This is a genomic window from Pseudomonas sp. R76, from assembly GCF_009834565.1.
Taxonomy (GTDB): Bacteria; Pseudomonadota; Gammaproteobacteria; order Pseudomonadales; family Pseudomonadaceae; genus Aquipseudomonas.
The window spans coordinates 1,605,331-1,630,122 of record NZ_CP019428.1 but is presented as its reverse complement, the minus strand read 5'-3'; the positions used below and the strand labels follow the sequence as shown (position 1 = coordinate 1,630,122).

The window sequence follows — 24,792 nt, the reverse complement described above, 5'->3', positions numbered from 1 at the left end:
TGCGCAATTGCACAGCATTCTAATGGCGGCGACAATATCTGTTAACTGGATTATTAAGATAAGGGTTATCGGTTATATCGATATGCGATTTACTCTCCGTCAACTGCAAGTTTTCGTCGCCGTCGCCCAGCAGGAAAGCGTCTCACGCGCTGCTGGCCTTCTGGCCTTATCTCAATCCGCCGCCAGCACCTCGATCACCGAGCTGGAGCGCCAATCCAGCTGCCAATTATTCGACCGCGCGGGCAAACGCCTGAGCCTCAACGCCCTCGGCCATCAGCTGTTACCCCAGGCCGTGGCGCTGCTGGACCAGGCCAAGGAGATCGAAGACCTGCTCAACGGCAAGTCCGGCTTCGGCTCGCTCGCCGTCGGCGCCACCCTGACCATCGGCAATTACCTCGCAACCCTGCTGATCGGCAGCTTCATGCAGCAGCACCCCGAAAGCCAGGTGAAGCTGCATGTGCAGAACACTGCGCATATCGTGCATCAGGTGGCGCACTACGAAATTGACCTGGGTCTAATCGAAGGCGACTGCAGCCACCCGGACATCGAAGTGCAAACCTGGGTGGAGGACGAACTGGTGGTGTTTTGCGCACCGCAACATCACCTGGCCAAACGCGGCGTGGCGAGCATGGAAGAGCTGACCCATGAAGCGTGGATTCTGCGTGAGCAAGGCTCCGGCACGCGCTTGACCTTTGACCAGGCCATGCGGCATCACCGCAGCGCGCTGAATATCCGCCTGGAGCTGGAACACACCGAGGCGATCAAGCGTGCCGTGGAGTCCGGGCTGGGGATCGGCTGTATTTCCCGCCTGGCGCTGCGCGATGCGTTCCGCCGTGGCAGCCTGGTGCCGGTGGAAACCCCGGACCTGGACCTGGCCCGGCAGTTCTATTTCATCTGGCATAAACAGAAGTACCAGACCTCGGCGATGCGCGAGTTCCTGGAACTGTGCCGCGCCTTCACCGCCGGGGTGCAGCGCAGCGACGAGATCGTGCTGCCGAGCATCGCCTGAGCGTTAGATCAGGATCACGGCCCACACCAGGGTGATCATGGTCAGTGCCACGAATTGCGCGGCGCTGCCCATGTCCTTGGCGTTTTTCGACAGCGGGTGCAGGTCCAGCGAGATCCGGTCGATGGCGGCTTCCACAGCGGAGTTGAGCAACTCGACGATCAAGGCCAGCAGACACACCGCGATCAGCAAGGCGCGTTCGACCCGGCTCACGTGCAGGAAAAAACTCAACGGGATCAGGATGACGTTGAGCAACACCAGTTGACGGAACGCCGCCTCGCCAGTGAAAGCCGCGCGCAGGCCATCCAGGGAATAGCCCCCTGCGTTGAAGATACGTTTGATACCGGTTTGACCCTTGAAAGGCGACATAGATGTAGGCAACTGAACCAAAGGAGTGGGGAAACTAGATGACGCAAAGTCAAAAAAGCGTGAACCAGTAACAACTTAATGCTGCGAAATTGACTCAAGTTGTTGCAAGAGCAGCGCCGCCTGGGTGCGCGTACGCACGCCCAACTTGCGGAAGATCGCCGTCACGTGGGCCTTGATGGTCGCTTCCGACACACTCAGCTCGTAGGCAATCTGTTTGTTCAGCAAGCCTTCGCAGACCATGGTCAGCACGCGAAACTGCTGCGGCGTCAGGCTGGCGAGGCCATCACGGGCGGCCTTGGCTTCGTCGGACACATTGATTTCTTCAAACGCTTGCGGCGGCCACGACACATCGCCGTCCAGCACGGTGCGCACGGCTTGCTGAATCGCTTCCATCGAGCTGGACTTGGGAATGAACCCGCTGGCGCCAAACTCCTTGGAGCGTACCACCACGTCAGCTTCTTCCTGGGCCGAGACCATCACCACCGGGATTTGCGGGTATTGCCCGCGCAACAGCACCAGCCCGGAAAAACCGTAGGCGCCCGGCATGTTGAGGTCGAGCAGCACCAGGTCCCAGTCGGATTTTTCGCCGAGGCGGGCTTCCAGCTCGGCAATGCTGGCCACTTCAACCAGTCGCACGTCGGGGCCAAGGCCCAGGGTTACGGCCTGATGCAGCGCACTGCGAAACAGCGGATGGTCATCGGCTATCAGGATTTCGTATGTGGCCATTGATTAAATGATCCTGTTTTTTATGGCTGCCCTGATGGGTTCAGGGTTCGCCAGTACACAAGGCAACAGCCAGGCAGCCATCGCCACAGGGCACGCTCAACGTCAAAAACACCTGCAACGACGCTGAAAATTCACGGTTACGCCCCAATCGGCGCCCAGCATGCCCAGCGTAGCCTGGGGGGTCAAGCACTACGCCCGTGGGCATTTTAGCGGGTTGCGGGTTTACGGTGCCATCATGCAAACGTTGTCGGGTCATACCGCCGGGATATGCGGCGAGAGACGCGTATGCACGCTGTCCGTCGGGTCCAGCGGCAGCAGGAACTTGGCCGCCAAGTAATGGGCGCTGAATACGTCGAGGTAAGCGTCCAGCACTTCGCTGGCAACTTGATCATCCGCCAGCTCCAGGCACAGCGCCGCGACTTCGGCGGTGCAGAAATGGTCATCGCGCTTGGAACGGCGCAATTTGTAGCGCGACAACTGCTCGGGCGCCAGGCTCAGCACCGGCAAGTGTTCCAGGTAGGGACTCTTGCGGAACATCTTGCGCGCTTCACTCCACGTACCGTCCAGCAGGATGAACAGCGGGCGCTTGCCCTCCTCCACCTTCACCTCGCTGACAACCCGCTCGGGCGCGACGAATTCGCCGGGAAACACGATGTAGGGTTGCCACTGCGGGTCGGCCAGCAAGGTCAGCAGTTCGGGGTCGACCTCGGTGCGCGACCAGGCAAATGCGGTGGTGTCGTCGATGACATCGGCGATCAGCCAGCCGGTGTTACTGGGTTTCATCGGTTCGACATCGTGCATCAGCAGGCACATGGCCGAGCGGGCCTGCACCTGCGGGCGCCAGGCACACAGGCAGTACGCGGGAATCACCCGGCAGCCGGGGCAGCGTTCGGCGCGCGAACCCCGGTTGACAAAAGGCCGCACGGCCCGCGCCAGGCGCTGAGTGCGCAAACGGGAGACGGCGTGGCTCATCGGGTACACGCCGCAGAAGGGGAAATCGACACTGAGGAAACTCGGGGCAGGCTTTAAGTGCCGGCAGTTTAACAGAGCCACTGGCACTTCTGAGCGATACGCCTGGCTGTAGTGGCAAGCGCTCCCCTATAATTACGCGCCACTGAACGCACAGCGCAGTGGCTGGTCTATGCACCAGTAACCGAATCAGGAGAGTTTCATGCTGCGTTCCATGCTGCGCCTTGTTGCCCCATCCGTCGCCCTTGCGCTGGTCCTGCCTATGAGCGCCCACGCGGCCTCGCTGCTGGAGGCTCAAATGAACAGGAAGCTGCAAAGCGTCGCAGCTGAAAGCAACAAAGACCTGCCCCGGGAAATCGATGAAAAAACCCTGGAAGTGGCCTACACCGTTGAAGGCATGCAACTGATCGACCACCTCAGTGTGCAACCTGATCGGGCCGAACAGATGCGCGCCAACCCCAAGGCCGTGTATTTCCAGCTGGGTCAAAGCGTGTGCCTGAACAAGGGCTACCGCGAGCTGATGGCCAAGGGCGCCGTGATGCGCTACGACATTACCGAGAACAAGACCAACCGCCCCGTGGCCTCGGTCAAGTTTGTAGAAGCGGATTGCCCGGCACCTGCGGCTGCCAAGAAGAAAAAGTAACCGTTGCTCGACCGTCGCGCGCTGCTGTCCAGTGGCGCGCACTTCCCCCGCTGCAGTTGCCTGCCGACAGCTAAACTCCATGATGTGTGGCCAATAACCGGTTGCCAGCCAAGGGTTTCTCGGCTCATGATCAAGTCATCCCGGTAACCCTTCCCGTGCGTGTTCCACGCCGTTCTGTAACATTTTCAGGGCAAAAGAGGGTTGCCCTTCTGCGACTTGCAGTGCAAAGGTTTCTAAATCACAAGGAACATACAGAACCCGCTTTGCCGCTTGGCGAACACCGTGCACAGCCTCTGGCATGCAGCGACACACGCAGTGTCGCGGCCCGGACGAATCTCTCGCCGATGGCCCAGGTTCTGTGAAGAAGGAGAAGTTGAATGCCTTACGAATCGAATGACGCTCTGCTCCGGCATTTTGAAGAACACGGGACCGACCTCACACAGCAGGTCGACGCGCAACTCCAGCTGATCGCTCCCAACAGCCCGAATATTCCCCTCTATCGCGACATGATCCTCACCGTTCTGCGCATGGCCCAGGACGACCGCAACCGCTGGAACGCCAAAATCACCCTGCAAGCCATCCGCGAACTGGACAATACCTTTCGCGTGCTCGAACAGTTCAAAGGCCGCCGCAAGGTGACCGTGTTCGGCTCGGCGCGCACACCGGTAGAAAGCCCGTTGTACGCCTTGGCCCGAGAAGTCGGCGCATTGCTGGCGCAATCGGACTTGATGGTCATCACCGGCGGCGGTGGCGGCATCATGGCTGCCGCCCATGAGGGTGCAGGCCTGGAACACAGCCTGGGGTTCAACATTACGCTGCCGTTTGAACAACACGCCAACCCGACCATCGACGGCACCGAGAACTTGCTGTCTTTCCACTTCTTCTTTACCCGCAAGCTGTTCTTCGTCAAAGAAGCTGATGCGCTGGTGCTGTGCCCTGGCGGTTTCGGCACCCTGGATGAAGCGCTGGAAGTACTCACACTGATCCAGACCGGCAAAAGCCCATTGGTGCCGGTGGTACTGCTGGACGCGCCAGGCGGCGGTTTCTGGCAGGGCGCCCTGGACTTTATCCGCAGCCAGCTGGAAGCCAACCGCTATATCCTGCCCACCGACCTCAAGTTGGTTCGCCTGGTGCACAGCGCTGAAGAAGCCGTGGATGAAATCAACCAGTTCTATGCCAACTTCCATTCCACACGCTGGTTGAAGCGTGAGTTTGTGGTGCGCATGAATCACCCGCTGAGTGAGCGTGCCCTGGCCCATTTGCAGAGCGAATTTGCCAGCCTGCGACTGAGTGGGGAGTTCCAGCAGCAGGCCTATACCGGCGAGGAACATGATGATGCGAAGTTCAGCCATTTGACGCGGCTGGTGTTCAACTTCAATGGCCGTGATCAGGGCCGGCTGCGGGAGTTGGTGGACTACATCAATTTGCCGGAAAACTGGGCACACGCTCAGGGCAAGGCGCAGCAGCGAGTGACGCCTGAGACGGCGTGATTTTTTAGGCAAAAAAAAAGGCCCACTATTTTCATAGTGGGCCTTTTTGTTTTACCAAGCTCTATCCGCTGTAGATTTACTGTGGGAGCTGGCTTGCCTGCGATGGCGTCACCGCGGTTCAACTGAAGGACCGATGTGTCTGCATCGCAGGCAAGCCAGCTCCCACACAAGCCAGCTCGATTTTAAATTCCAGCAGTTCGAAAGCTCAGTCGTCCATGTCCCGGCCGCTTAATAGGCGGCTGATCATGTCCATCGAAAACCCCCGATAACTCAGGAAGCGGCCTTGCTTCGCACGCTCCCTGGCATCAATCGGCAGATGGCCGGCAAACTTGCGGCGCCAGGTGTCTTCCAACTGCGACTGCCAGCTGATGCCGCACTCACGCAGGGCGAGGTCGATATCGGCGCGTTGCAGGCCACGTTGGCTTAGTTCTTCGCGAATTCGCGCGGGGCCATAGCCCGAGCGCGCTCGATAGGAAACAAAGCTTTCGAGGTAACGGGCTTCCGAAAGCAGCCCCTCTTCCGTCAAACGGTCGAGGGCAGTTTCGATCATCTCGGGCTCTGCGCCGCGCTGACGCAGTTTACGCGTCAGCTCGACTCGACCATGCTCGCGTCGAGCGAGCAGGTCCATTGCCGTGCGCCGAACGGCGACGAGTGTATCCAGTACAACTGTCATCGTTTAATTCAGATGTCAGTGTCGGCTTCTTCTACTTCTTCAACCGGCTCGCGGTTGGCGGCAGCTTTCACGTCCGGCGCGGCAGTCAGCAGCTTGTCGCGAATCTGCTTCTCAAGCGTGGCAGCGATGTCCGGATTGTCCGCCAGGAACTTGGCCGAGTTGGCCTTACCCTGACCGATCTTGCTGCCGTTGTAGGCATACCAGGCACCGGACTTCTCGACGAAACCGTGCAGCACGCCCAGGTCGATCATCTCGCCGTTCAGGTAGATACCTTTGCCGTAGAGAATCTGGAACTCGGCCTGACGGAATGGCGGAGCCACTTTGTTCTTCACGACTTTAACGCGGGTTTCGCTACCAACAACCTCGTCACCTTCCTTCACCGCGCCGGTACGGCGGATGTCCAGACGGACCGAAGCGTAGAACTTCAGCGCGTTACCACCGGTGGTGGTTTCCGGGCTGCCGAACATCACGCCGATCTTCATACGGATCTGGTTGATGAAGATCACCAGGCAGTTGGCGTTCTTGATGTTACCGGTGATTTTACGCAGCGCCTGGGACATCAGGCGGGCTTGCAGGCCCACGTGCATGTCGCCCATTTCGCCTTCGATTTCCGCTTTTGGCACCAGGGCCGCCACGGAGTCGACCACGATCACGTCGATGGCGTTGGAGCGCACCAGCATGTCGGTGATTTCCAGGGCTTGCTCGCCAGTGTCCGGCTGAGAAACCAGCAGGTCGTCAACATTGACGCCCAGTTTGCCGGCGTATTCAGGGTCAAGGGCGTGCTCGGCGTCGACGAACGCACAGGTGGCGCCCATCTTTTGCGCCTGGGCGATGACCGACAGGGTCAGGGTGGTTTTACCGGAAGATTCAGGACCGTAGATTTCAACGATACGGCCTTTTGGCAGGCCGCCAATGCCGAGCGCGATGTCCAGACCCAGAGAGCCAGTGGAAATAGCCGGGATCGCCTGACGGTCGTGATCGCCCATACGCATTACGGCACCCTTGCCGAATTGACGTTCGATCTGACCCAGGGCCGCAGCCAAGGCTTTCTTCTTGTTGTCGTCCATTAAAGTCCTCACGTAATCAATAAGGCCTGACGGCCAACACCTGTATAAGTAGACAGTATTGTTCCACAAAGATTGAAGATCGCCTACCCCTGATTGTCTATTTCTGCTGCAGCTCGTCGCAACAAGCCCTCCAAGGCGGCTTTTACCGTTTGTCGGCGGACCTCGTCGCGGTTACCGGGGAAGTGCGCCAGCTCGGCGGTTACCTCCTCGCCCACACCAAACGCCAGCCAGACGGTGCCGACCGGTTTGTCCGGCGAACCGCCATCCGGCCCTGCGACGCCGCTGACCGCCACGGCAAAACGCGACAGGCTTTTTTCCTGCGCGCCTCGCACCATCGCCTCCACCACTTCCTGGCTGACGGCGCCGACTTTGGCGAACAGCGCCTCTGGCACCCCCAGTTGCCGGGTCTTCTGCCGATTGGAGTAGGTGACATAGCCCGCTTCAAACCAGGCCGAACTGCCCGGGATCCGCGTGATCGCTTCGGCGATACCGCCGCCGGTGCAGGACTCTGCGGTGGTGACGTGGGCATTGAGCACCTGCAAGCGGCGCCCCAATTCAGCGGCCAGTTGAGTGATTTCCTTCACGGTCGTCTCCAGAAGTAGGCGGGGATTTGCCTACCCTACAGGAGCAATTCGCACACGCAAGCGACAGACTGGATCAAGATGCTAACGCCCGACGGCGCGCACGTACGCCTGGCAGGCAAGCTAAGAAACGCCTAGCACCACCCTGGCCCGTGTCCACATCTGCAGACGGTCCTCCAGCCCGTTCAGCCCGCCATTGATGCGCCGGGTGATGGTGGTGAACTGGTCCTTGTCGGCGAGTTCGTTCAAACCGTTGCTCTGCCAGAACCACGCCGCGGATTCACATGCCCATTGCGGCTGCTCCAGCAGCTCGGGCTGGCGCAACAGCCGATCGTCGCCAAACAGCGCCTGGCTGCAGGCCAGATAATTACGCCGCCCGGTAATCTGGATCAGCCCCCGGCCTCGATACTGCTGGCCGTCGCCGTCCGCCTCGGGGGTGTTGCCCAGGCGCGCGGCCAAGGTGCCGGTGTCGTATTTGCTGAGGTATTGATCGCTGCCCAGCTCGCGCACGTAGCGCAGTTCGCCGGACTCGTGACCGACCTGGGCGAGGAAGGCGGCAACGCGTTTGGCCGTGTTAATCGCGTAACGCGCAAACGCTGCATTCAAGGGGGCTAAAAAAACGCCCGCGTTAAGGCGGGCTCCCGGCATCACACCCAGCAGTTGAGGGAGTGTTATCAGCATTGGTTCTACTCTTTAAAATTATCTATTTCGACAACCCGCTCGCCGTGATCGAACTGCGGTATCCCGTGGCTGGATCGCCAACATGCACCACTTGTTTTATCGACCAGCGCCCCTGCATATAAGACGGCCAGCTCTCATCCAGCACTAACAGACCTTCGGCGGCCAACAATGGATTGCCTGGGCAATCGATCAGCAATTGCAGCTTTTCACGCCCCACACGGCGTAGCTCACCTTCTGCCACCGCGCGGGCCTCGGCTTCGTTCTGGTAGCGTTGGCGCAAGGTTTTGAACGGCGCATTGCCGACTTGAACCACGCGCTGCTTGCCGGCGCCGGCATCCCACCAGCTGGCGCGACAACCTTCGTATTTTGCGCGGGACTTTTCGTCGAGTTTGGCGGTGATGAAGCTCTGCTCACCGGGGCGGTTGTCCTGGGTGACAGACAGCTTCACGTCCGGCAGTAGCTGGCCGGAGAGCGAATTGACCCGACCGGCTTCGGCCAACACATACAGTTCGTTAATCGGTTTGGTGACTGCACGGTAGAGCCTGGCCAGACGCGAAATAAACGCCATGTCGCTTTCGTTGGACTGGTCGATATGCGCGATGGCAATGCCCTCCAGGGCCGGCGCCACACGCGGTGAATAGCCGTGACGGCTGACCAGTTGGCGAAACAGTGCGCCGAGGGTGGTCGGCCCGTAACTGGCTGACCGACGCTGGCGATAGCCGCTGGCGTCCGCAACGCTGAAGGGCGCGGCAGTGGCCACGACCATCAAGCGCATGGGAAACAGCACGGGCGTACGTTGGCTGACGACAAACTCGCCCTTTTCCACCAAGCCTGATTCCACATAACCGACACGCAGGCCGATCTTGCCGTTCAGGCTGGGCAAACCCTCGAGCCCTTCGATATTGAGCGTCAGCTCCAGCCGGTCAGCCTCAATGCCCGCAGCGTCGGTGTGGCTCCAGTGCATCAGACGTTGATTGAGCAGCGCCGCGTTGGCGCCATAAAACTCCACGATCGGGGTAAATCCCTGTGCCATGCAGCCTCCTTAATCCCAGGCCAGAATGGGTCGCACGGCAGCGGGCCGCGCTTGCATTTCCGGCACGATCACCCACACACCCGCCGGCAGCACCGGGCCATATTCGGCAAGCAAAGGGTTGTGGCGCCACAGGGTCTCTTCCGCCGCGTCATCACATCGCCCCAACTCGCGATAGAGCAGCAGGTTGACCGAATCACCGGCAATACTTCGCACTCTACGCATTGACGAATTCCTCCAGTTCAAGGGTCCAGGCCATGACCATGGCGGTGCCGTCATCGATCACATTGCTCTGGGTTTCGACCACCGAATTGATCCGCCACAGCCCCCAGTTGCGGCCGATGCCATCGACCAGGGGAAGCGGCGCCCGCGCATTTTGCAGTGCACGCAATTCGTCCAAGCGTTGCATGCCAACGGCGTACATCGCCGTGCCGCTGAACGTGAGCTTTTCCAGCTTCTGACCGCTCTGGCGCGACTGAGGCTTGCTGGCAATAATCGTCAAATCACTCCAGCCGCCGTCGTTGGTACGCACCAGCGACGAATAGGCAAAGCCTCGAGACAGGCCAAAGATAAAGTCGCCGAGAACCATTTGTTGTCGCATCAATCACCTCCTGAAGGATCAGCCAGTGCCACGTTGCGCCGGATACCGAGGGCGTCAGTGACCATCGGCATGCACTGGAATTGCAGGGCCTGGATCACTTGATTGACGACCTGCTGGGCATCGGCGGGGTTGACCCCGGTGATCTGGATACTCGGTGCGAGGGTGACTTGCACGCTGTCCGCGCGCGCACTATTAAGTTCTTTGCTCACCGCAGTCGGCGCAGGCAAGCGATCACTTTGGCCGAACACTTTATCGCCCAGCCAACTGCCCGCCTCACTGCCGAGCAAACCGCCGATTGCGCCACCGACAGCGGTGCCGACGCCGGGAAAAATCAGCGTGCCGATCGCGGCGCCAGCAGAGGCTCCAGCCCAGGCGCCACCGGCGGTGGTGAGGCCGGCACCGACGGCTTTGGCGTCGCCGTTGCGTATGCCCTGGGCCACATCCATGGCGGTGTCGACATACTTCAAAGGGCCCAGGCGGCGGGCGGCGGAAGATTCAAGTTTGGCCAGTACACCCGGCAGCCCTGCTGCCACGCCTTTGCTCGCACCGCGAGCGAAGGGAAGGGCTGTTGAGGGTGCAGCAGAGGACGCGAACGAATGACCGGGAAGATGGGACGAGGCCTGGCCCACCCGTCTGCTGTCGAAGGGAAGCTGCGGCTGGCCCATGACGTTGATCGGGGGCGCGGCCTTGCCCGCGTTGGCGGAACGTTGCGATTTGACCTCCGCTGATTTGCTGACCTTGATGGTTTTGACCGTGCGTGATCTTGATTGAGTGGTCTTGCTACGCTTGCCGCGCGGCCCCTTTTTATTGGCTTTTTTGGAGCGGGCCTTGTCGTTCTCCCGGGTGGTCTCGCCCACACTTTCAGGCAACTGTGCAGTCGCCGTCTCCAGTGGGCCACGGATATCAGCAGGAAGCGCTCCTGTGCAGCAGCACTCCTTGCCTTTGCTACCGTCCTTGTCCTTGCCCTCTTTAAGCCACTTGGCGGCCGTTGGAAACTTGTCAGCCACGGCATCAAGCGCGTTGCCTGAAAGCCGATCCTTGGCCTTATCCCACAAACCGGAGAGCAGCTCCTTGCCCACAAACTTAGCCGCGTCCGCGCCCATTTCAAGGCCCTGGTCGCTCCAGGAACGGGGAGCGGGTACAGGTTTTTCCTGCTTGCTATGGGTGGCTCCAGTGCCAACATCCGCCGTCTGGGTCAGCCGCGAATTTTCGGTAATGAACAGCGTGCTGTTGAGCGTCTCCAGCGTTTCGCGCAACTGGACTTGCTCCAGCGTCAGGACTTTGATGTCCACGCTGACGTTGTCCAGCGCCGTGGTCAGCGCCTGTTGCGGCGACACCTGCGGCGCCGAAGCCTCCAGACTGACCGGCGCAGCAAGGTCTGCGGAAAACGGTGCCAGCACACGGCCGAGGTCCGCATCGCCCAGCAGCCAACGTTTGTCTTCCTGAGCAAGCCTGGTCTGAAATTGAGTCTCTTGCATCCCGCTTACTCCTGTTTGACGCCAAGGCGAGAGATCGCAATGTCGTAGCGGCGCAATGCTTTTCCGGCGTCCCAGTCGAGGATTTCCGCCTCATTGACCGAGTAAATCAGCGGCACTACATCGAGGATTACTTCGATGTCGCGCTCCGAAAGAAGTCCGCCGGTTGATTTAAAAAATCGTCGATGCGCTCCTGCAGTTGCGTCCAGTCGGGCACGGTCAGGCCGGCCAGGTCGGGGAGCATCAAGCCGCTGCAGTGCGCAGTGATGAACTCGGCGCGTTCTTTGTTGGTGGCGAGTTTTTTCATCACCTTGGTGGCGCGCAGGGCGGGCATTTCCAGGGGCAGTTCGGTCAGGGTGCGACCGGCTGCGTCGAGGGGCAAAAGGAGTTGGACCGGCTGGTCGTGGGTCGCCTCTTCGTGCGCATCCAGGAAGAACGACGCAGGGCGCGTCGACATTTCGTGTACGTACTGAGCGATGCTCACGTAGTCCGGGCGCTTGAGCTGGTCGAGCTCTTTTTCCGACAGGCCGGTGGCGAGTTTCGCCAGTTCAAAAAACTGGTCGTCCTCGTCATCACCGGCCCGGGCCAGCGCGGCTTTCTGCGCGGCGTAGAACAGCGGTTTGAGTTGAATCTGCTGGATCGTCGCGCCAGTGTCGGCGGTGATCGGAGACAGCAGAATATGCAGCGGTGGCATCCAGGCCATGGGGCAATTCCTTGTTGAACATGTATGAAAATCTCAGAGCGAGGCCAATCAATGTGGGAGCTGGCTTGCCTGCGATGGCATCACCTGGGTACACCAGGCACACCGAGTCGCCTGCATCGCGGGCAAGCCCGGCTCCCACATGACTGTGCCCACTTCAAACCACGGTCGTCCTTACGGCATCAGCACCGCGCGGCGCGCATCACCGAGAATGTCGACACCGTTGAGCACGAACTTCTGGGTACGCACATCGATGTCGATCACCGGAATGCCGTTTTCCAGGCGGTTGTAGGTGCGGCAGGACAGCTCCAGCGTGGTGGTGGCCTTCTCGCCCATCTTCAGCTTGGCCTCGGCCAGGGATTTCAACTTGCCGCCGACGGTGTGATAAGTGAAATAGGTCTTGCCGTCCTGGTCCTGGCCGGCTTCACGCACGTTCAGCAAGATGTCATCACCCAGGCGCACGCCGAGGGCCAGCATGATTTCCGGGCCGGCGCCTTGCAGCACCAGCGTGGCGTTGAGCACTTTGCCGCTCTTGGCCATTTCTTCGGCGATAAAACGCCCGCCGGACATGGCTTCCATCTCGAATTCAATCTTCGGCGGGTCGAACTCCTCCACGGTCGCGGACAACGGCAGGCCTTGAAGGGTGGCCGCAATGGCCTGTCTTACACGGTTGGTAAACATTAGAGAACGTCCTCCAGGAACTGCTCGATGATTTCATCGCGGGCATTGAGTTGATAAATCATGTGTTCGTTCGGCGCATAGCGGCCGTAGTCGATGACAATGAACCAGGTGCCGTTCTTGTACTTCTCGACACTGTTGAGTTCCGGGTGCAGGTACACGCTGCCGCCAGGAATGGTTTCGTCGGCGACCAGGGTTTGCAGCCAGTCGTTGATGCGCTTGACCTCCTGGTCCATGAAGGACTTGGTGAGGTTCTTGGCCATGGCTTTCTGGCCGGCCTTGACCAGCTTGCGGCTGATGGCATCTTCCAGGCCGACGTAGCTGATGAACTTGCCGGTGATGGAGCGGTTACCCAGCAGCGAAAAGCCGCCAAGAATGGTGCGGGCGTAGTAGCTCACGCCGTAGCGGTTAAGCAGGTCGCCCTCGGTAGACGTGTCGAGGATGTTGTACTCGACCACGCGGGAAACGTCCTCGGCGAACGTCACCTGGTTGCCTGGGCTTTCCCACTGCTTGACCTTGGCCAGCGCGGCGATGGCCAACGAGGATGGCGCCAGGAACACGTTTTTCTTCGCCGCCTTGGAATACACCGACGGCATGTTGTGCACCACCAGGCAACGGTCGAAACCGAGCTCGGCACCGCCCAGCTCGCCGCTGTAGGTCACTTGGTCGGCGACGGACACGTCCTTGCCATCCAGCACCACACGGGCCTTGATGCGCTTGCCGAAAGAGGCGAACTCACCGGCCACGGCCTTGGTGCCGGTGAAGCCGGGAGCGCCGATGATGGTCAGGTCTTCGGGCACGCTGCTCAGTGCTGCCAAGCCTAGCTTGCGGCCCGTGGTCGGCTCATTGCCGCCGATCACGTTATTGATCGTGTCGGCCGGGGTTGCGCCCTCCTCCACGATGACCACGTACACCGGCACCTTCACCACTTTAAGGATCTGGTACACCGCCTGAAACAGCGTGCCCGCCTCGGCGCCGGTGGGGTCCAGCAGCGCCTGGGTGGTGAAGCTGTTGATGCGAAACGGCGCGTTTTTTGGAATCGACGCGTGGGCATTCGGCGCGGTGCCGACCAGGCCGATGACGTTGTCGCCAAGGCCACCCATGGCCTCGGGGGATTCGGTGGCATTCACGGTGATGCCGTTGTGCTCGAAGTTAAGAACCTCAGCCATGGTTAGTCAGCCTTCTTGGGGGTGGAGTTGAGGACGCTGGTCAGTTCCAGGCGGCCAGCGGTGCGTAGCGCGGATGCTTCGACGTCGAGCAGTTCCAGCTCCTCGCCGGCGGTGGACCAATGGCCACCTCCGATGGGGAATGGGATGAGGACGGTGTAGGTTTGGCGGTTGTGCATGGTTGGAACTCTCCGAATGGAAAACGCCAAAGCCCCTGCGGGGAGGGGCTTTGAGAGGCGAAAAAAAACCGCTTTCGCGGTGGGTTATTTCAGGAAGGCTGGCAGCGCGGGCCATATCAGCTTCGAGGGGTCACTTGCCTGCTCAGGAATATCGCGCAATGCCTTGCGATAGGCCGCGACTTCAGCACGCTGTGCGTCGGTGGCCGGATAGTCCGGCAACTGGGTAAAATCGGTGGCGCGTAGAGATTGATCACGACGGGCACGAGTAGCGGCCCACTCCACTTCCGGCATCGGAAACGCAAGTGGCGCGGTTTGGGTCTGGTCAATAGCTGTATCGGACATATTAGTCACCTCAGTTAAATACAACGTTTTCAGTCCGCGACAACTTAGACTTCAGTTCGCCCACATTAAAAAGCCGACCATTACCCACTCTCATCGTGTCGACCCGCACAGTCGTATAATAGATATTTGGAACCAGAATTCGCATTACGACGTTCCCATTGGCATCCGCGTAAACTGCGGGCGTCATATTACCAAACGTCGAAACATTCATAATGGACCTATTGGGCTTATAGCAATACCCCACCACCGTCTCATCAATAATTTTAGCGGTTCCGTAGCTGTACCCCTGAATATTGAACCAGAACATTTCAGAACTAACGTTAATATTCAATGGCAACTTGAAATGCACGTATACCTTTTCAAGACCGCCCAAATCAGTCGATTCGAAATCTCCGTCCGACAAAACACTCATAGGCGCACCCAGCCCATCTATCCCACCGGTAGTATAGACATGCCCCTGAAAAATATTACGCCGTACAGAGCCAATCGCATTAGCGCTCCCCTCAACATCCTTGAGATTTCGCCATTCGTTAAACTGCGCCAACGCGCCAGCCATCGTCGAGTTTATACTGCCGATTTTTCCATTGACCGAAGTGGTCAAGTTATTCGCCGCTGTCACCAGCGACGCAATAGTCGTTTCTAGACTCATATTCAAACTCCTGAACTAGTTATGTTTAACGGCGCGATTCCAACGACATCACACGAAACAGCAATTCAGTATGACGTGCCATGTTGTCGATATTCGCCGTCGCCAGTACCGCGATATCCTCCCCCAACAAAATATTGAGGTTGTCACTCCCCACCACAATCGTCACGCTGTTCGCTGGCAGCGGCGAAATATCCAACGTGAACTTTTGCAGTACACGCGCCGCTGCCGCTTTATACGTCAGCAACTTCCCCGCTACGGAATACACCGCCAGCAAGGTCCCACTGGCGAGGTAAAAACCGAATTCGCCAATTTCATACTCAGCCTCGCCATCAAACAGCGCAGCCATCCTGAGTTGTCGGTCGCCAAGGTCCTCGTAATCCACGATGGCGACCCGCTGGCGCTCATCGCGCAAGGCCACTTCTGTGCCATCGGGGTTGTAGCGGCCGGTGCCAGCGCCGACGTGGGTGATTTCGCCTTTCAAGCCTTGGTTCTTTGCCTGCAGCACTTCATCCAAACCCTTGGAGGTGAAGCGCACCAGGCGCGTAATGTCATCTGTCATGGCTGCGCCCTGAGGTCGTAGTCGTTAATAGTGAAGTACCGGGCAAAACCGGCACTGTTAAGCCGGGCGGCTAGCCCGAATTCAGGCAATACGCCTCCCAGCTGCAACTCGCCATCCGTCAGTGGTGTGTGGGCTGCGCTGCTAATGGACGTGATGCTGTGTAGCTTCACCTCGGGCAAGGCACCCGGCTGGCTGTCATCCCGAATGCTCAGCCCCGGATCAGCCGCCGCGGCGAGCCGGAACCCCTGAGAGGTTTCATGCACGATTGTGATCGTCGCTTGGTCACGCTCACTTTGTGCGGCATTGACTCGGCGGATCAGTCGATTGTGATCACCGCTGGACCAACTGCGCCCGATGATTGCCTGCACGTCGAACGTGTAGGGCAAACCCAACGGCCGCTGTTGATACCAGGCGCTGATGTTTGGGGTGAAACCCAGTGACTCCACGGCATAATTCAGGGCCTTGGGCGTACCCGCCTGGCGCTGGATCTGCCAGGACAAGGCCACCGTCAGGCGCTTTTCTTCCTCGATGGCGTCCGCATCCCACTCGCTGACACCACGATCGGCGGCCAGATAAGGAAGAAACTCGCTCGGGGTTTGCAGCGGATTCATCAACGCCGGAAACGGCGGCATCACGCGGTCCAACAACTTGCCAAACCCCAAATCCAACGCCTTTTCCAGCGGCGAACTATTGGCCGGCAACAAACTCGCTTTTGGCTCACTCATAGCGTATGCACCTCCACTTCAACCCCCGTGCAATACGGCGCCTGGAATGCGGTGCAGATGATCGGCGCCAGGGGTTCGAGGATCTGCAATTGCGCAGCCCCTGCACTGTGAATCGCATAGTCAATCCAGCTCGGATCAACCCGCCCTTCCAGGCGATGACAGGACTGTGCGTAGTCCTGCAGCAGTTTCTGCGCGGCGACTTGCGTGAGTCCGGAATCCGGGCCGGCGTTGATCTTTGCGACCACGCGGATTTTGTAAGGCAAAATTTGCGCGCCTTGTACGCTGACCAGGTCGGTCTCCGGTCGTACATCCGGCCGTGCGAAATGGCGTCGAACGCCGTCAAGCAAATCGGTGGACGGCGTACCGTCGCCTTCCCTTGAAAGCACAGTGACCATCACTTCGCCGGGCGCGGTTCGACGCCCATTGCCGTCCTTGACCTGCGCCGCATACCCGTCCGGGTCAAAGGTGTAGCTGACGGTTACCACGCCCGGCGTGGCACTTTGCACTTTCACCGACGGCCGCTCGCCCAGAGTGAAAACCTCACGCCGATACTGCATTCGCGACCCCGCTGCCGGGGCATGTGGCGCCAGGTAATAACGCAGGCGTGCGTCGTCATCGCTTTCCAACGTCGGCGGTACGGGTGGAAACGCAGCCGGGTCGCCAGGGTCAAGCACTTGGCGCTCCAGGCCCATATCGGCCAGGCGGGCATCCAGGTTGCTGCCGGTGGCCCACCACGCCAGCATCTGCTTGATGCGGGCGTTGTATTTGCGCTCATGGGTTTGCAGCCGCACGCAAAAGGCTTCCAGGGCCAGAGTCAGCAACTCACTTTCGTTGTCGAGGCTGACCTTGAGTTTGGCCGCGCTTTGCGGCGCGCGGGTGGCGACGTAATCGACCACGAACGCCTTGAATTCCGCCAGCAACGGCTCGAACTCATCCACCGTAATGATGGCCGGTTCGGCCAGTTGGTTCTGGCCGGGGATCAGCATGCTCATGTCACGACCTCGAAGGTTTGTTGGCGGTTTTTCCAGGTGCCGGCAAAACGCAGCAACAGACCGGCGCCCTGGCGGGTGGCGACGATGACCTGGGGTTGAAAGTCGGCGATGCCGTTCTGGGTGTTGTAGAACGCTTGCGCGGCGTGGCTTTGGGCGAGGATCAGCAGGTCGTCGCCGAGGTTCTGGCCGAGCAATTGCGGGATCAGTGAGCCGTACAGCGGCCGTTTCTGGCGAGTGCCTACGGGGGTGGTCAGCGCTCGGGTGGCGCGCTGCACGAATTGCAGCCAGTCATCGACGGCTGCCCCGGTGTTCCTGTCGATTCCGATCATGGGATGTCCTTATCAGGGGCTGATGACGCGTCCTTGGTGGTCCACCACCGGGCCGCTGAAGTGCGCGCCGCCGGCGTCCAGCAACAGGCGGGTGCCGCCGATTTGCAGGGTGATGCTCTGGGCATTGATCGTCAGGCTGGCGGCGCCGACCTTGACGTCGACCTGTTCGCGGGAGCCGCTGAAGGTGGTGGGGCCGTTGACCCAGTTGAAGGTGTGGCTGGCGTCGTCGTACTCGCTTTGGGTGCCGTCCTGGTGGCGGCGTCGGGTCAGCGAGGCAACGCTGGAAACCGGCGGAAACAGACTACTGTTAAGACCGAACAAGGCCACAGACTGCGCGCCACCTTCACCGCCGCCGTAGTTGAGCAACAGGCATTGCTCGCCCACCGATGGGATGCGGGTTTCGCTCTGCGCGCCCGCGCTGGGGTTGAAAAAACGGATCGATGGCGAGAGCAGGTCACCGTGACTGACCTTGCAGGTACTGCTGGCGGCGTCGACTGCCTGGCAGGTGCCAATCCGACAGAAACTTTCAGCGCGTCGATACAGGTCTTCGAGCTGGGTTTCCATCTCCGCCAAGCGCTCGATGATCGGCCCCAGTTGCATGCGTAACAGCGCGTCGAACATGGGCTACTCCGCCAGTGGTTTGTATTGATCGGGGTCGTTGATGTTCGAGACTTCCCAGGTGCGGGCAAACAGCGGTTGGCCCGTGGGATCGTTGAGCAGCACCGGTCCGAGATAGAGGGTTTGCGTGAAGGAAACGGTCCAGGTGTCGTAGTCCGTTTCTGCGGTGGCATGCAGTGAGGGAGCCGCAACGATAGTGGTCGGCAAATCACACTGAGCCCGTGGCAGGTTCCAGCGGTTATCCAGCACCAGGTCCATTAGTTGGCTGGCCAAATCGCAGGCATCGAACGGCAATGCACCCGGCGCGACCATGGCCTTGAGCGAAATCGACAAGGCGTGAGCTTTACGGCCCTCACGGGAGCGAATGCCCGGGCCGTTGCCCTCGACCGTGATCAGCACGCCGGTTTTATCCCCGGTGCCTTGAAAGTCCTGATGATTACCGACCTTCAAGTCCGGGAAGGCGGCGCGCAGTGCGTCGCCGATGGATTGGGGCAATTGGGAGGGTTTTTCGATAAGGTCCATTTTGATCAGCGTCCTTGCAACGGTTATTGCGGGTCCTGGCCGGAGCCTTGGTTAACGCCGATACGCTTGGCGGCCCAGCGTTCATAGAGGCCGATGGCCACGTCGGCGCCGGCCATGGCGGTCAGGCAACCAATGGCGCCGGCCGTCCAGATCGACATACCGGCGGCGTAGCACAGCATCAGGGCAGAAACCCCACACACCATGCACGCCCCGGACCGCAGGGCCAGGCGCCGAATCAGCGACCAACCACGGGCGCCCTCCTTGTCGGCGCGCCACATTTCACCGGATACACCGCCGATCAGCGCCAGTACGATCACCAGCCAGATAGGCATTTCCGCTAACGCTTGCTGCTCGTTTGTCATGTCACGCCTCCTGGCTGAGCACTACCGGCAACGGGCCGGTGTTTGGGTAAATCCATTTATGGGTAGGCATTCCAAAAAGCCCGGTGGCCCGGGCTTTTCAGTAATGCGGTCCAGATTCGAACGTTCGGCGCTACTGGCGCGGTACGGTTCTTTCCTAAGATGTTTTTCCGACCACGATCCCTGTCTGCCGGATAACTGCTTCTGGTGCTTTACGCTGCACACCCGGGTCAGTTGCCAACCCTCTGAACCGTTAAGGCCGGTTCATCGCTGCCTGTTTTCTTGAAGCGGTACAACTAAAGAGCGTCGGCATCCTTGCCGGTGTTGCCTGGCTTCCCTGCCATCGCTTCGATGGCGTCCTTGCCGATGTTGCGTGCCTTCCTTGTCTTCCTTGGCAGCATCCTTGCCGCCTCCACCAGGCCTTGTTGGCTGGCTTGAGATGAAGAATATGCATGTATGCATATACAGTCAATGCGCAAATGCATTTATTTTCACTATCGAAATGCACGAGTGCATTTCAGGCCTTGTGGGTTAAGGGTTTGGTGGTTTTCTACAGGCGAAAAAAAGCCCGCGCACTGGCGGGCTTTGTCTTACGTAAGGAGGTTAACGGGCGTACATGCCCCACCAGAACACATGACCGAGGATGCTGATCTGCTCATCCTGGATATCCTGGAAGCTGTAGTCCTCATCCGGGTGTTCATCGCGATTGAAACTGCGCAGGCGAATCCCCGAAGGCAGGCGGTAGAGCTGTTTCACCCGCAGCTGGCCATTGTGGTTGATGGCATACAAGTCGCCATCGACGATATCGCCAATGCCACTCTTGCCTGCGTTCACCCCGACCGTCGCGCCGTCGCGCAGCACCGGCAACATACTGTTGCCGCGCACCGTTACACACTTGGCCTGGTCAAACTGCACACCGTTATGCCGCAGGCTGCGCTTGCCGAAACGCAAGCTGGCCTTCTCGCTTTCCTCGATGACGAATCTTCCTGATCCAGCAGCCAATTCAACCTCACGCAGAAAGGGGATCGACACCTCGTCATCATTAACGGGCGTGTCGTCGTCCCACAGGCTTATGTCCTTGAGTTCCGAATGCATCGGGTCACGCCCGTCATCCCGCAAAGCCCCCACCGCCGCGCGCCCGCGCAAGTGGTCGGTGCTGACACGGAAGTACTCGGCGATGCGCGAGATATGCTTGTCCGACGGATCAACGATCTTGCCGCTGAGGATTCGCGAGAGTGTGGATTGAGGCACGCCAGTACGCCGGTGAAGCTCCGTGGGGGAGATCCGGTCGCGGTCTAGGAGTTCTCTTAAGACGGTTGAAACGTTGCGTTTTTGCATAAGGGGGATGATGACGGGGGATTTTGGGGTTGGCAAATGCTAATTTGCATAATTTATGCAAATTTAGAAACCGTTAACCAACGCGTCAGTAAGCTATGGGGGCCTGGGCACTCGTCAATTTCAAAATCTGAGAGGCTGCTATCGACCAGAAGTACTCATTCAATGTGTCTATGAAAACTCAGGTCAATTCACCGGACGAGTCAAGTGCGTACCAACTCTGGGTCAAGCCAAACGTCTTCAAAATTATTGCCGTCGATGTAAAAACGATAGCCTGGCGGCAAATCAAGATATCCGACAACTTCCGGTAGATAGTCAGTGATGTGGTCCACATGCAGGGGTGAAAAAAAATCGTCAGCCTCAGACCACTCCATACCGCACCACAGGTACCAACCGTTCGTACCGTTATCCGGATTAACCCTTAACCCATTTATGGGCTGAAGCCCCAGAGTCCCCAACGCTATGCCGATTTTTGACCCAGATTGTGGTCGATCAGGGGTAACCCCCTGCCATTCACAAATGCTTTGCTCATTCCTTACTCGCACAGCGATTTTCTCCACACATTTGGGTGCCATACAGTTCGCACTTTCATGGCAGGGATCTACCTGTCACGACTGGCCTGAGTGGGTCGATGTCGGTCAATCATATCAGGCAGAAATCGGCCAGGAGCGGACAAACCACAGTGTTGGCCGAAAACTGAATTCAAGACCAATCGAAATCAAATTTGATCGGCCTCCAGTTCTGGTTTCGACTCTGGATCCAATAATGAATTGATCCAGAACCCAGGAGGGACCGGCAAATCATAATGGTGGCAGGCGACCATTACGACCGGCCAGAAGCCTGATTTGACAGGCGATAAATTCTGCAAGTCTGCATTCATACTGCATGCCTCTGCGATAGTTGCGAGTAACTTCTGTCCCCCTTTATCCAAAGGCAATCCACAAATTGCTCGTCCATGAGAGTTGTCACCTACATAGAATTTCTCTTCCGACGAGGCATCAGGCAACCAAAGTTGTAACGTACAGTGTTTTAACTCTTTCCGTGCAAGACGGCTTAGAGCCTCGACGGCCTCTGTTGCACCAAGGGCATGCAGCCAAACGGCGATCAGGGGAACGACTGTGCTGCCCGCCGTCGCCTCTTTGAAATAGTTGTCGGATCTATCACGAGGGTGGTCAGCAAGATCACGGTAGTCTGAGAGAGAGGTGGTATAACGACCCCTTGTGTGAATGGTGAACGTTAGGCGTTTTGCCATTTCCTGAAGCCAAGAAGTTACTCCCGTCGCATCAAGCCCACTAACCAGCCAAAGCTGAAGGAAAAGGGCAATACTGGTTCCTTGCGGATCTGTTATCGGCAGAAATAGTATGGGGTTATTTTTAATTAGCTCTAGTCCCGTATGAGTGAGTTGTGCGACGCGGTGGCTTATCTGATCTTTGTATGCCTCATCGCCCCGCTCTCCTAGCCAGTAGAGCCATAGCCCTGCCAAGCCAATGCGAGCCAGTACTTCAAATAGCGCTAAGTTCACATCCAACGAACTTCTGGACCCAGTGGCCATTGATATCCCATGGGGGATCTCGGCATACGGCAACACACGTTGCTCGATGAACTCCATAGAAATAGTAAGATGTAGCTCGATCAACTGACGAACAACGATGCTGAGTGCTTTCAACTCCCGCCCATTGCTACCAAGGGTAGGCCGGAGCAATTCCCAGGTCGTCAAAAGTGCAAGCTCGCTTGCACGATATGGCGACTCGATGTTGCCTGCACTACGGGCCCAAACAAACAGGATCCACAGACAGATATTTAACTGTCGGGCAGAGCGTATACGGGATTTTCCCGACACCATGCCAGCCTTACATAGGTTTCCAGCAAGGCGACTAAAGTGCTCATAAGAGACGTCTGATTCATCGACCATAGCGACAGCTTTCTGAAAGCTGCTACGCAATGGCTTTGGAAGGATTTCCTCCCTGAGAATTCCTCTTAAAATCATTCCTGCAATCTTATCGCCATTCCATTCATCAAAAGCAATTTTCGTCGAAGTGTTTTTGTCGATAAATCCTGTTAACTTCTCTCGTACTTGCTCGTTTACATCACCTCCAAAAGCGAGACAGATAACAATCTTCAGATCTTTGTATCTAGTCGGAACTCTGTGGGGGATGTACGCATCTAAGATCTCATCTAATGATGATCGTAGAGCCTGCGGATTGCCGTCCCAGTCTTGACGGGTCAGGTCACCCTGTTTGACGGAAAACAGAAAGAGCTTCTTCTCACCATCATCGTCCTTTCCAATGGCCGCAATATCGACACCAAGTTGGCTTGTTCCTCTTTGAGGACGTGAATAGACGTTAAAACCTAATTCACTCAATAAGTCTGGTAACACCGCATCCAGCTCATCCCTTTCCTTCAGAGAAGCCAAATAGTCCCGAATCATTAGCTTCATTTTTCCATCCTCTCATTGCGGAAGACGCGGAGGATGTAGTCAAGGCCAATGGGATCAACGACCTCCATTCGCGGCATCTCGTAGGAAATACCATGGGACTGAAGATCGACCTCCACGTGGCGAAGCCCGTCTTGGCCATCGTCGATAAAACTAAGTGAGCGATTGCCATAGAGCAGCACGGAGCGGCTCACCAGTCCCAAGAATACAGAATCACTCTCCGCCCCTTTATACGCTTCCCTCATCTGATCTGATATACGCAAGCGCTCAATACGGCGATGGTGCTCGGTTGGTTGCAGCTCAACAAGAAGTGGAACTGAACGCTTTGCATCGAGATAAGCCAAATTTTGAGCAAGAGCCCCAGAAACAGCTTTGGTCGCTGCATCCTCCGTAGCAAGGTTTTCCAGATATTCCCGCACACCTCCATAGTTTTGAAGCAATGGATTAACCAACAGGTTTTGTACCTCTTGAGCTGTGTCTGAATCGCAAATTCGCAATACAGAGACTAGGACGGATGCTCCCGTAGTCGGTTTAAAGAAGAACCAACCCAATGCTTTTCGACAGATAAACAATTGTGTGGAGGGAGGGAGAGCTAGGTCATCAGCCTGAAGGCTCAGTGGCACACCATCCAGTCCGGGGCCCTTTATAGCCTTGGCAAGTCCGTTACACAGTTGTGGCGAGCCCAGCTGAAGCCACTTCACCACGACTCGGCTAATAAGACCCGGAGAGCCGGATAGCAGATTGTGAGTAAAGCTATCAAAAGCCTCAAGTTCTAGTTCATTATCTGGACGTGAGAGAAGCATAGTTACGAAAGAAACGGCCGATTCATCAAACCCGAGTTCCAATAGCACATGAAGGCCTAGATCTACCTCCTCAATCGTTCCTTTATTTGCCGAGTCCAAGTGCTCCAATGCACCCAGCAAGAAAGAAACGATATCTTGAGTAAGTGCTTGTCGGCACGACCAGAGTGCACGTGCACACTGATGTATAGTGAACTGACCGGGCTCGCTCACTATCCGACTTATTAGCGAGTTCGCATCAGCAGACGAAACATCTTGGCCGCGATTCAGAATTTCCATCGACGCATGCAGCACACTTGCTCTTGTAGCATCGCCAATGCTGCCATCAAGTAGTGAATGGAAAACTGCAAACGTCTCGCCACACTCCTCTGAACCTTTGTGATCGATACGTCCTAGGGCAGAGATGGCGGCTTGGCGACGAATGTCCTCATATTCAATTGCCATTCGACGCGCTTCGCTGAGGTTACTGATAGCCTCTAATGCGAAGGCGAGATGTTGGATGGCGAGCTCATTACCTTCGTGCGCTGCGGCGATAACTTCAAGAGCACGCAGAGGAACGCTCGCGCACCATTTGCGGAATGCTGCATTGGGTTCATTGGCTGCACCGTCATTTCCTCCGCGAGTTACCAATCCATCAACGCAGCGCATCATTCGCTCAGGGGTCGCGTCTAACTCCGGCAAAAGACGGCAAAAAAAATATGACGCCATAAAGAACTCGGTTCCTGGAAGCTCCTGCAGGGTGCGATCTTCAACAAGGGCTAATAGGTCAATAGCTCCTGAGTTGTGCAGTGTTATGCACAGTTCCTCGACCAAATGAGTTTCTGCACTTCTCCCCAATCCGAACCGGTGGGCCATTTGGCTGGCGAATTCTCCGCACTCGTACAACTTAACTAACTCTGTAGATGTCGGTGCCACGTCCATGTCCCCTCACGTCAATACAGCTATTAGACTAGTGTGCCACTACGTTTCCGCCGCTAGAGATCACTCTCTACCATCTGGACATTAGACGCCAGCTCCGGGCCTATTTCTGTTGTATTGACAGGCGGTGGTCAGCCCTCAGCCGCCACTCGCAAACTTCTGCTTCTGGGCCGAAA

The 24,792-nt window shown here is 57.9% G+C and carries 31 protein-coding genes; 3 read left to right on the top strand and 28 right to left on the bottom strand.

Translation table 11 applies throughout. From position 1 onward, the window contains the following. Positions 1–82: 82 nt before the first annotated feature. Complete coding sequence (locus tag PspR76_RS07370) at positions 83–1,009, top strand: LysR family transcriptional regulator (RefSeq protein WP_057012105.1); 927 nt, start codon at positions 83–85, stop codon at positions 1,007–1,009. Positions 1,010–1,012: 3 nt separating this feature from the next. Here PspR76_RS07370 and PspR76_RS07365 read toward each other — a convergent pair whose 3' ends face one another. From PspR76_RS07365 to PspR76_RS07355, 3 genes are all read right to left on the bottom strand, one after another. Beyond that, positions 1,013–1,375, bottom strand: a complete 363-nt coding sequence (locus tag PspR76_RS07365; RefSeq protein WP_094949927.1) for a diacylglycerol kinase — start codon at positions 1,373–1,375, stop codon at positions 1,013–1,015. A 75-nt stretch (positions 1,376–1,450) separates the two neighbouring features. Then, positions 1,451–2,101 (bottom strand): response regulator transcription factor ErdR, encoded by a 651-nt coding sequence (erdR, locus tag PspR76_RS07360; protein ID WP_159954602.1) that lies wholly within the window; start codon positions 2,099–2,101, stop codon positions 1,451–1,453. Positions 2,102–2,353: 252 nt separating this feature from the next. Continuing rightward, a complete protein-coding gene (locus tag PspR76_RS07355; RefSeq protein WP_159954601.1) occupies positions 2,354–3,073 on the bottom strand; it encodes a tRNA-uridine aminocarboxypropyltransferase in 720 nt (239 codons plus the stop codon). Between the two features lie 199 nt (positions 3,074–3,272). Between PspR76_RS07355 and PspR76_RS07350 the strand changes: the two genes are divergently transcribed. Both PspR76_RS07350 and PspR76_RS07345 read left to right on the top strand, forming a co-directional pair. Further along, entirely contained in the window at positions 3,273–3,713 is a 441-nt protein-coding gene (locus PspR76_RS07350; protein ID WP_159954600.1) for a PA3611 family quorum-sensing-regulated virulence factor, read from the top strand. Positions 3,714–4,090: 377 nt separating this feature from the next. After that, positions 4,091–5,203, top strand: a complete 1,113-nt coding sequence (locus PspR76_RS07345) for a TIGR00730 family Rossman fold protein (RefSeq protein ID WP_159954599.1) — start codon at positions 4,091–4,093, stop codon at positions 5,201–5,203. A gap of 205 nt (positions 5,204–5,408) precedes the next feature. Here PspR76_RS07345 and recX read toward each other — a convergent pair whose 3' ends face one another. The 25 genes from recX to PspR76_RS07220 form a co-directional block, all read right to left on the bottom strand. Continuing rightward, a complete protein-coding gene (recX, locus tag PspR76_RS07340) occupies positions 5,409–5,876 on the bottom strand; it encodes a recombination regulator RecX (protein ID WP_034118389.1) in 468 nt (155 codons plus the stop codon). A gap of 8 nt (positions 5,877–5,884) precedes the next feature. Further along, positions 5,885–6,943: a recombinase RecA gene (gene recA / locus PspR76_RS07335; protein WP_003189042.1), complete on the bottom strand. Its 1,059-nt coding sequence runs from the start codon at positions 6,941–6,943 to the stop codon at positions 5,885–5,887. 83 nt (positions 6,944–7,026) lie between these two features. Next, a complete protein-coding gene (locus PspR76_RS07330; protein ID WP_159954598.1) occupies positions 7,027–7,527 on the bottom strand; it encodes a CinA family protein in 501 nt (166 codons plus the stop codon). A gap of 120 nt (positions 7,528–7,647) precedes the next feature. Then, the gene (locus PspR76_RS07325; protein ID WP_159954597.1) at positions 7,648–8,205 is read right to left on the bottom strand and encodes a glycoside hydrolase family 19 protein; all 558 of its coding nucleotides are present in this window, start codon (positions 8,203–8,205) and stop codon (positions 7,648–7,650) included. Positions 8,206–8,227: 22 nt separating this feature from the next. Continuing rightward, on the bottom strand, positions 8,228–9,238 hold the full coding sequence (locus PspR76_RS07320; protein ID WP_159954596.1) for a contractile injection system protein, VgrG/Pvc8 family: 1,011 nt from the start codon (positions 9,236–9,238) through the stop codon (positions 8,228–8,230). 9 nt (positions 9,239–9,247) lie between these two features. Continuing rightward, positions 9,248–9,460 (bottom strand): tail protein X, encoded by a 213-nt coding sequence (locus tag PspR76_RS07315; protein ID WP_159954595.1) that lies wholly within the window; start codon positions 9,458–9,460, stop codon positions 9,248–9,250. Then, positions 9,453–9,836 carry a phage tail protein gene (locus tag PspR76_RS07310; protein WP_159954594.1) on the bottom strand — a complete coding sequence of 128 codons (384 nt, stop codon included), beginning with the start codon at positions 9,834–9,836 and terminating at the stop codon, positions 9,453–9,455. Before PspR76_RS07310 ends, PspR76_RS07315 begins: the two co-directional genes overlap by 8 nt. Next, on the bottom strand, positions 9,836–11,314 hold the full coding sequence (locus PspR76_RS07305) for a tail tape measure protein (protein ID WP_159954593.1): 1,479 nt from the start codon (positions 11,312–11,314) through the stop codon (positions 9,836–9,838). The genes PspR76_RS07310 and PspR76_RS07305 overlap by 1 nt, the downstream gene beginning before the upstream one ends. A gap of 127 nt (positions 11,315–11,441) precedes the next feature. Beyond that, on the bottom strand, positions 11,442–12,014 hold the full coding sequence (locus tag PspR76_RS07300) for a phage tail assembly protein (protein ID WP_159954592.1): 573 nt from the start codon (positions 12,012–12,014) through the stop codon (positions 11,442–11,444). Positions 12,015–12,185: 171 nt separating this feature from the next. Then, complete coding sequence (locus PspR76_RS07295; RefSeq protein WP_159954591.1) at positions 12,186–12,692, bottom strand: phage major tail tube protein; 507 nt, start codon at positions 12,690–12,692, stop codon at positions 12,186–12,188. Continuing rightward, a complete protein-coding gene (locus tag PspR76_RS07290; protein ID WP_159954590.1) occupies positions 12,692–13,858 on the bottom strand; it encodes a phage tail protein in 1,167 nt (388 codons plus the stop codon). The genes PspR76_RS07295 and PspR76_RS07290 overlap by 1 nt, the downstream gene beginning before the upstream one ends. A gap of 2 nt (positions 13,859–13,860) precedes the next feature. After that, a complete protein-coding gene (locus PspR76_RS31015; RefSeq protein ID WP_174245595.1) occupies positions 13,861–14,034 on the bottom strand; it encodes a hypothetical protein in 174 nt (57 codons plus the stop codon). An 84-nt stretch (positions 14,035–14,118) separates the two neighbouring features. Next, complete coding sequence (locus PspR76_RS07285; protein WP_237235737.1) at positions 14,119–14,376, bottom strand: tail fiber assembly protein; 258 nt, start codon at positions 14,374–14,376, stop codon at positions 14,119–14,121. A gap of 10 nt (positions 14,377–14,386) precedes the next feature. Beyond that, positions 14,387–15,025, bottom strand: coding sequence for a hypothetical protein (locus tag PspR76_RS07280; RefSeq protein ID WP_159954589.1), 639 nt, complete (start codon positions 15,023–15,025; stop codon positions 14,387–14,389). Positions 15,026–15,050: 25 nt separating this feature from the next. Beyond that, on the bottom strand, positions 15,051–15,584 hold the full coding sequence (locus PspR76_RS07275) for a hypothetical protein (protein ID WP_159954588.1): 534 nt from the start codon (positions 15,582–15,584) through the stop codon (positions 15,051–15,053). After that, entirely contained in the window at positions 15,581–16,309 is a 729-nt protein-coding gene (locus PspR76_RS07270; protein ID WP_159954587.1) for a phage tail protein I, read from the bottom strand. Before PspR76_RS07270 ends, PspR76_RS07275 begins: the two co-directional genes overlap by 4 nt. Then, positions 16,306–17,301 carry a baseplate J/gp47 family protein gene (locus PspR76_RS07265; protein WP_159954586.1) on the bottom strand — a complete coding sequence of 332 codons (996 nt, stop codon included), beginning with the start codon at positions 17,299–17,301 and terminating at the stop codon, positions 16,306–16,308. The genes PspR76_RS07270 and PspR76_RS07265 overlap by 4 nt, the downstream gene beginning before the upstream one ends. Next, complete coding sequence (locus tag PspR76_RS07260; RefSeq protein WP_028619075.1) at positions 17,298–17,630, bottom strand: phage baseplate protein; 333 nt, start codon at positions 17,628–17,630, stop codon at positions 17,298–17,300. Before PspR76_RS07260 ends, PspR76_RS07265 begins: the two co-directional genes overlap by 4 nt. A 12-nt stretch (positions 17,631–17,642) precedes the next feature. Then, positions 17,643–18,251, bottom strand: coding sequence for a phage baseplate assembly protein V (locus PspR76_RS07255; protein ID WP_159954585.1), 609 nt, complete (start codon positions 18,249–18,251; stop codon positions 17,643–17,645). Between the two features lie 3 nt (positions 18,252–18,254). Beyond that, complete coding sequence (locus tag PspR76_RS07250; protein WP_159954584.1) at positions 18,255–18,770, bottom strand: hypothetical protein; 516 nt, start codon at positions 18,768–18,770, stop codon at positions 18,255–18,257. Positions 18,771–18,793: 23 nt separating this feature from the next. Next, entirely contained in the window at positions 18,794–19,132 is a 339-nt protein-coding gene (locus PspR76_RS07245) for a phage holin family protein (RefSeq protein ID WP_159954583.1), read from the bottom strand. A gap of 600 nt (positions 19,133–19,732) precedes the next feature. Further along, on the bottom strand, positions 19,733–20,467 hold the full coding sequence (locus tag PspR76_RS07235) for a LexA family transcriptional regulator (RefSeq protein WP_094949894.1): 735 nt from the start codon (positions 20,465–20,467) through the stop codon (positions 19,733–19,735). A 200-nt stretch (positions 20,468–20,667) separates the two neighbouring features. Further along, the gene (locus tag PspR76_RS07230; protein ID WP_237235736.1) at positions 20,668–21,039 is read right to left on the bottom strand and encodes an immunity protein Imm33 domain-containing protein; all 372 of its coding nucleotides are present in this window, start codon (positions 21,037–21,039) and stop codon (positions 20,668–20,670) included. Between the two features lie 143 nt (positions 21,040–21,182). Then, positions 21,183–22,901, bottom strand: a complete 1,719-nt coding sequence (locus tag PspR76_RS07225) for a hypothetical protein (RefSeq protein ID WP_159954581.1) — start codon at positions 22,899–22,901, stop codon at positions 21,183–21,185. Next, entirely contained in the window at positions 22,898–24,619 is a 1,722-nt protein-coding gene (locus PspR76_RS07220; RefSeq protein ID WP_159954580.1) for a hypothetical protein, read from the bottom strand. The genes PspR76_RS07225 and PspR76_RS07220 overlap by 4 nt, the downstream gene beginning before the upstream one ends. Positions 24,620–24,792 lie beyond the last annotated feature (173 nt).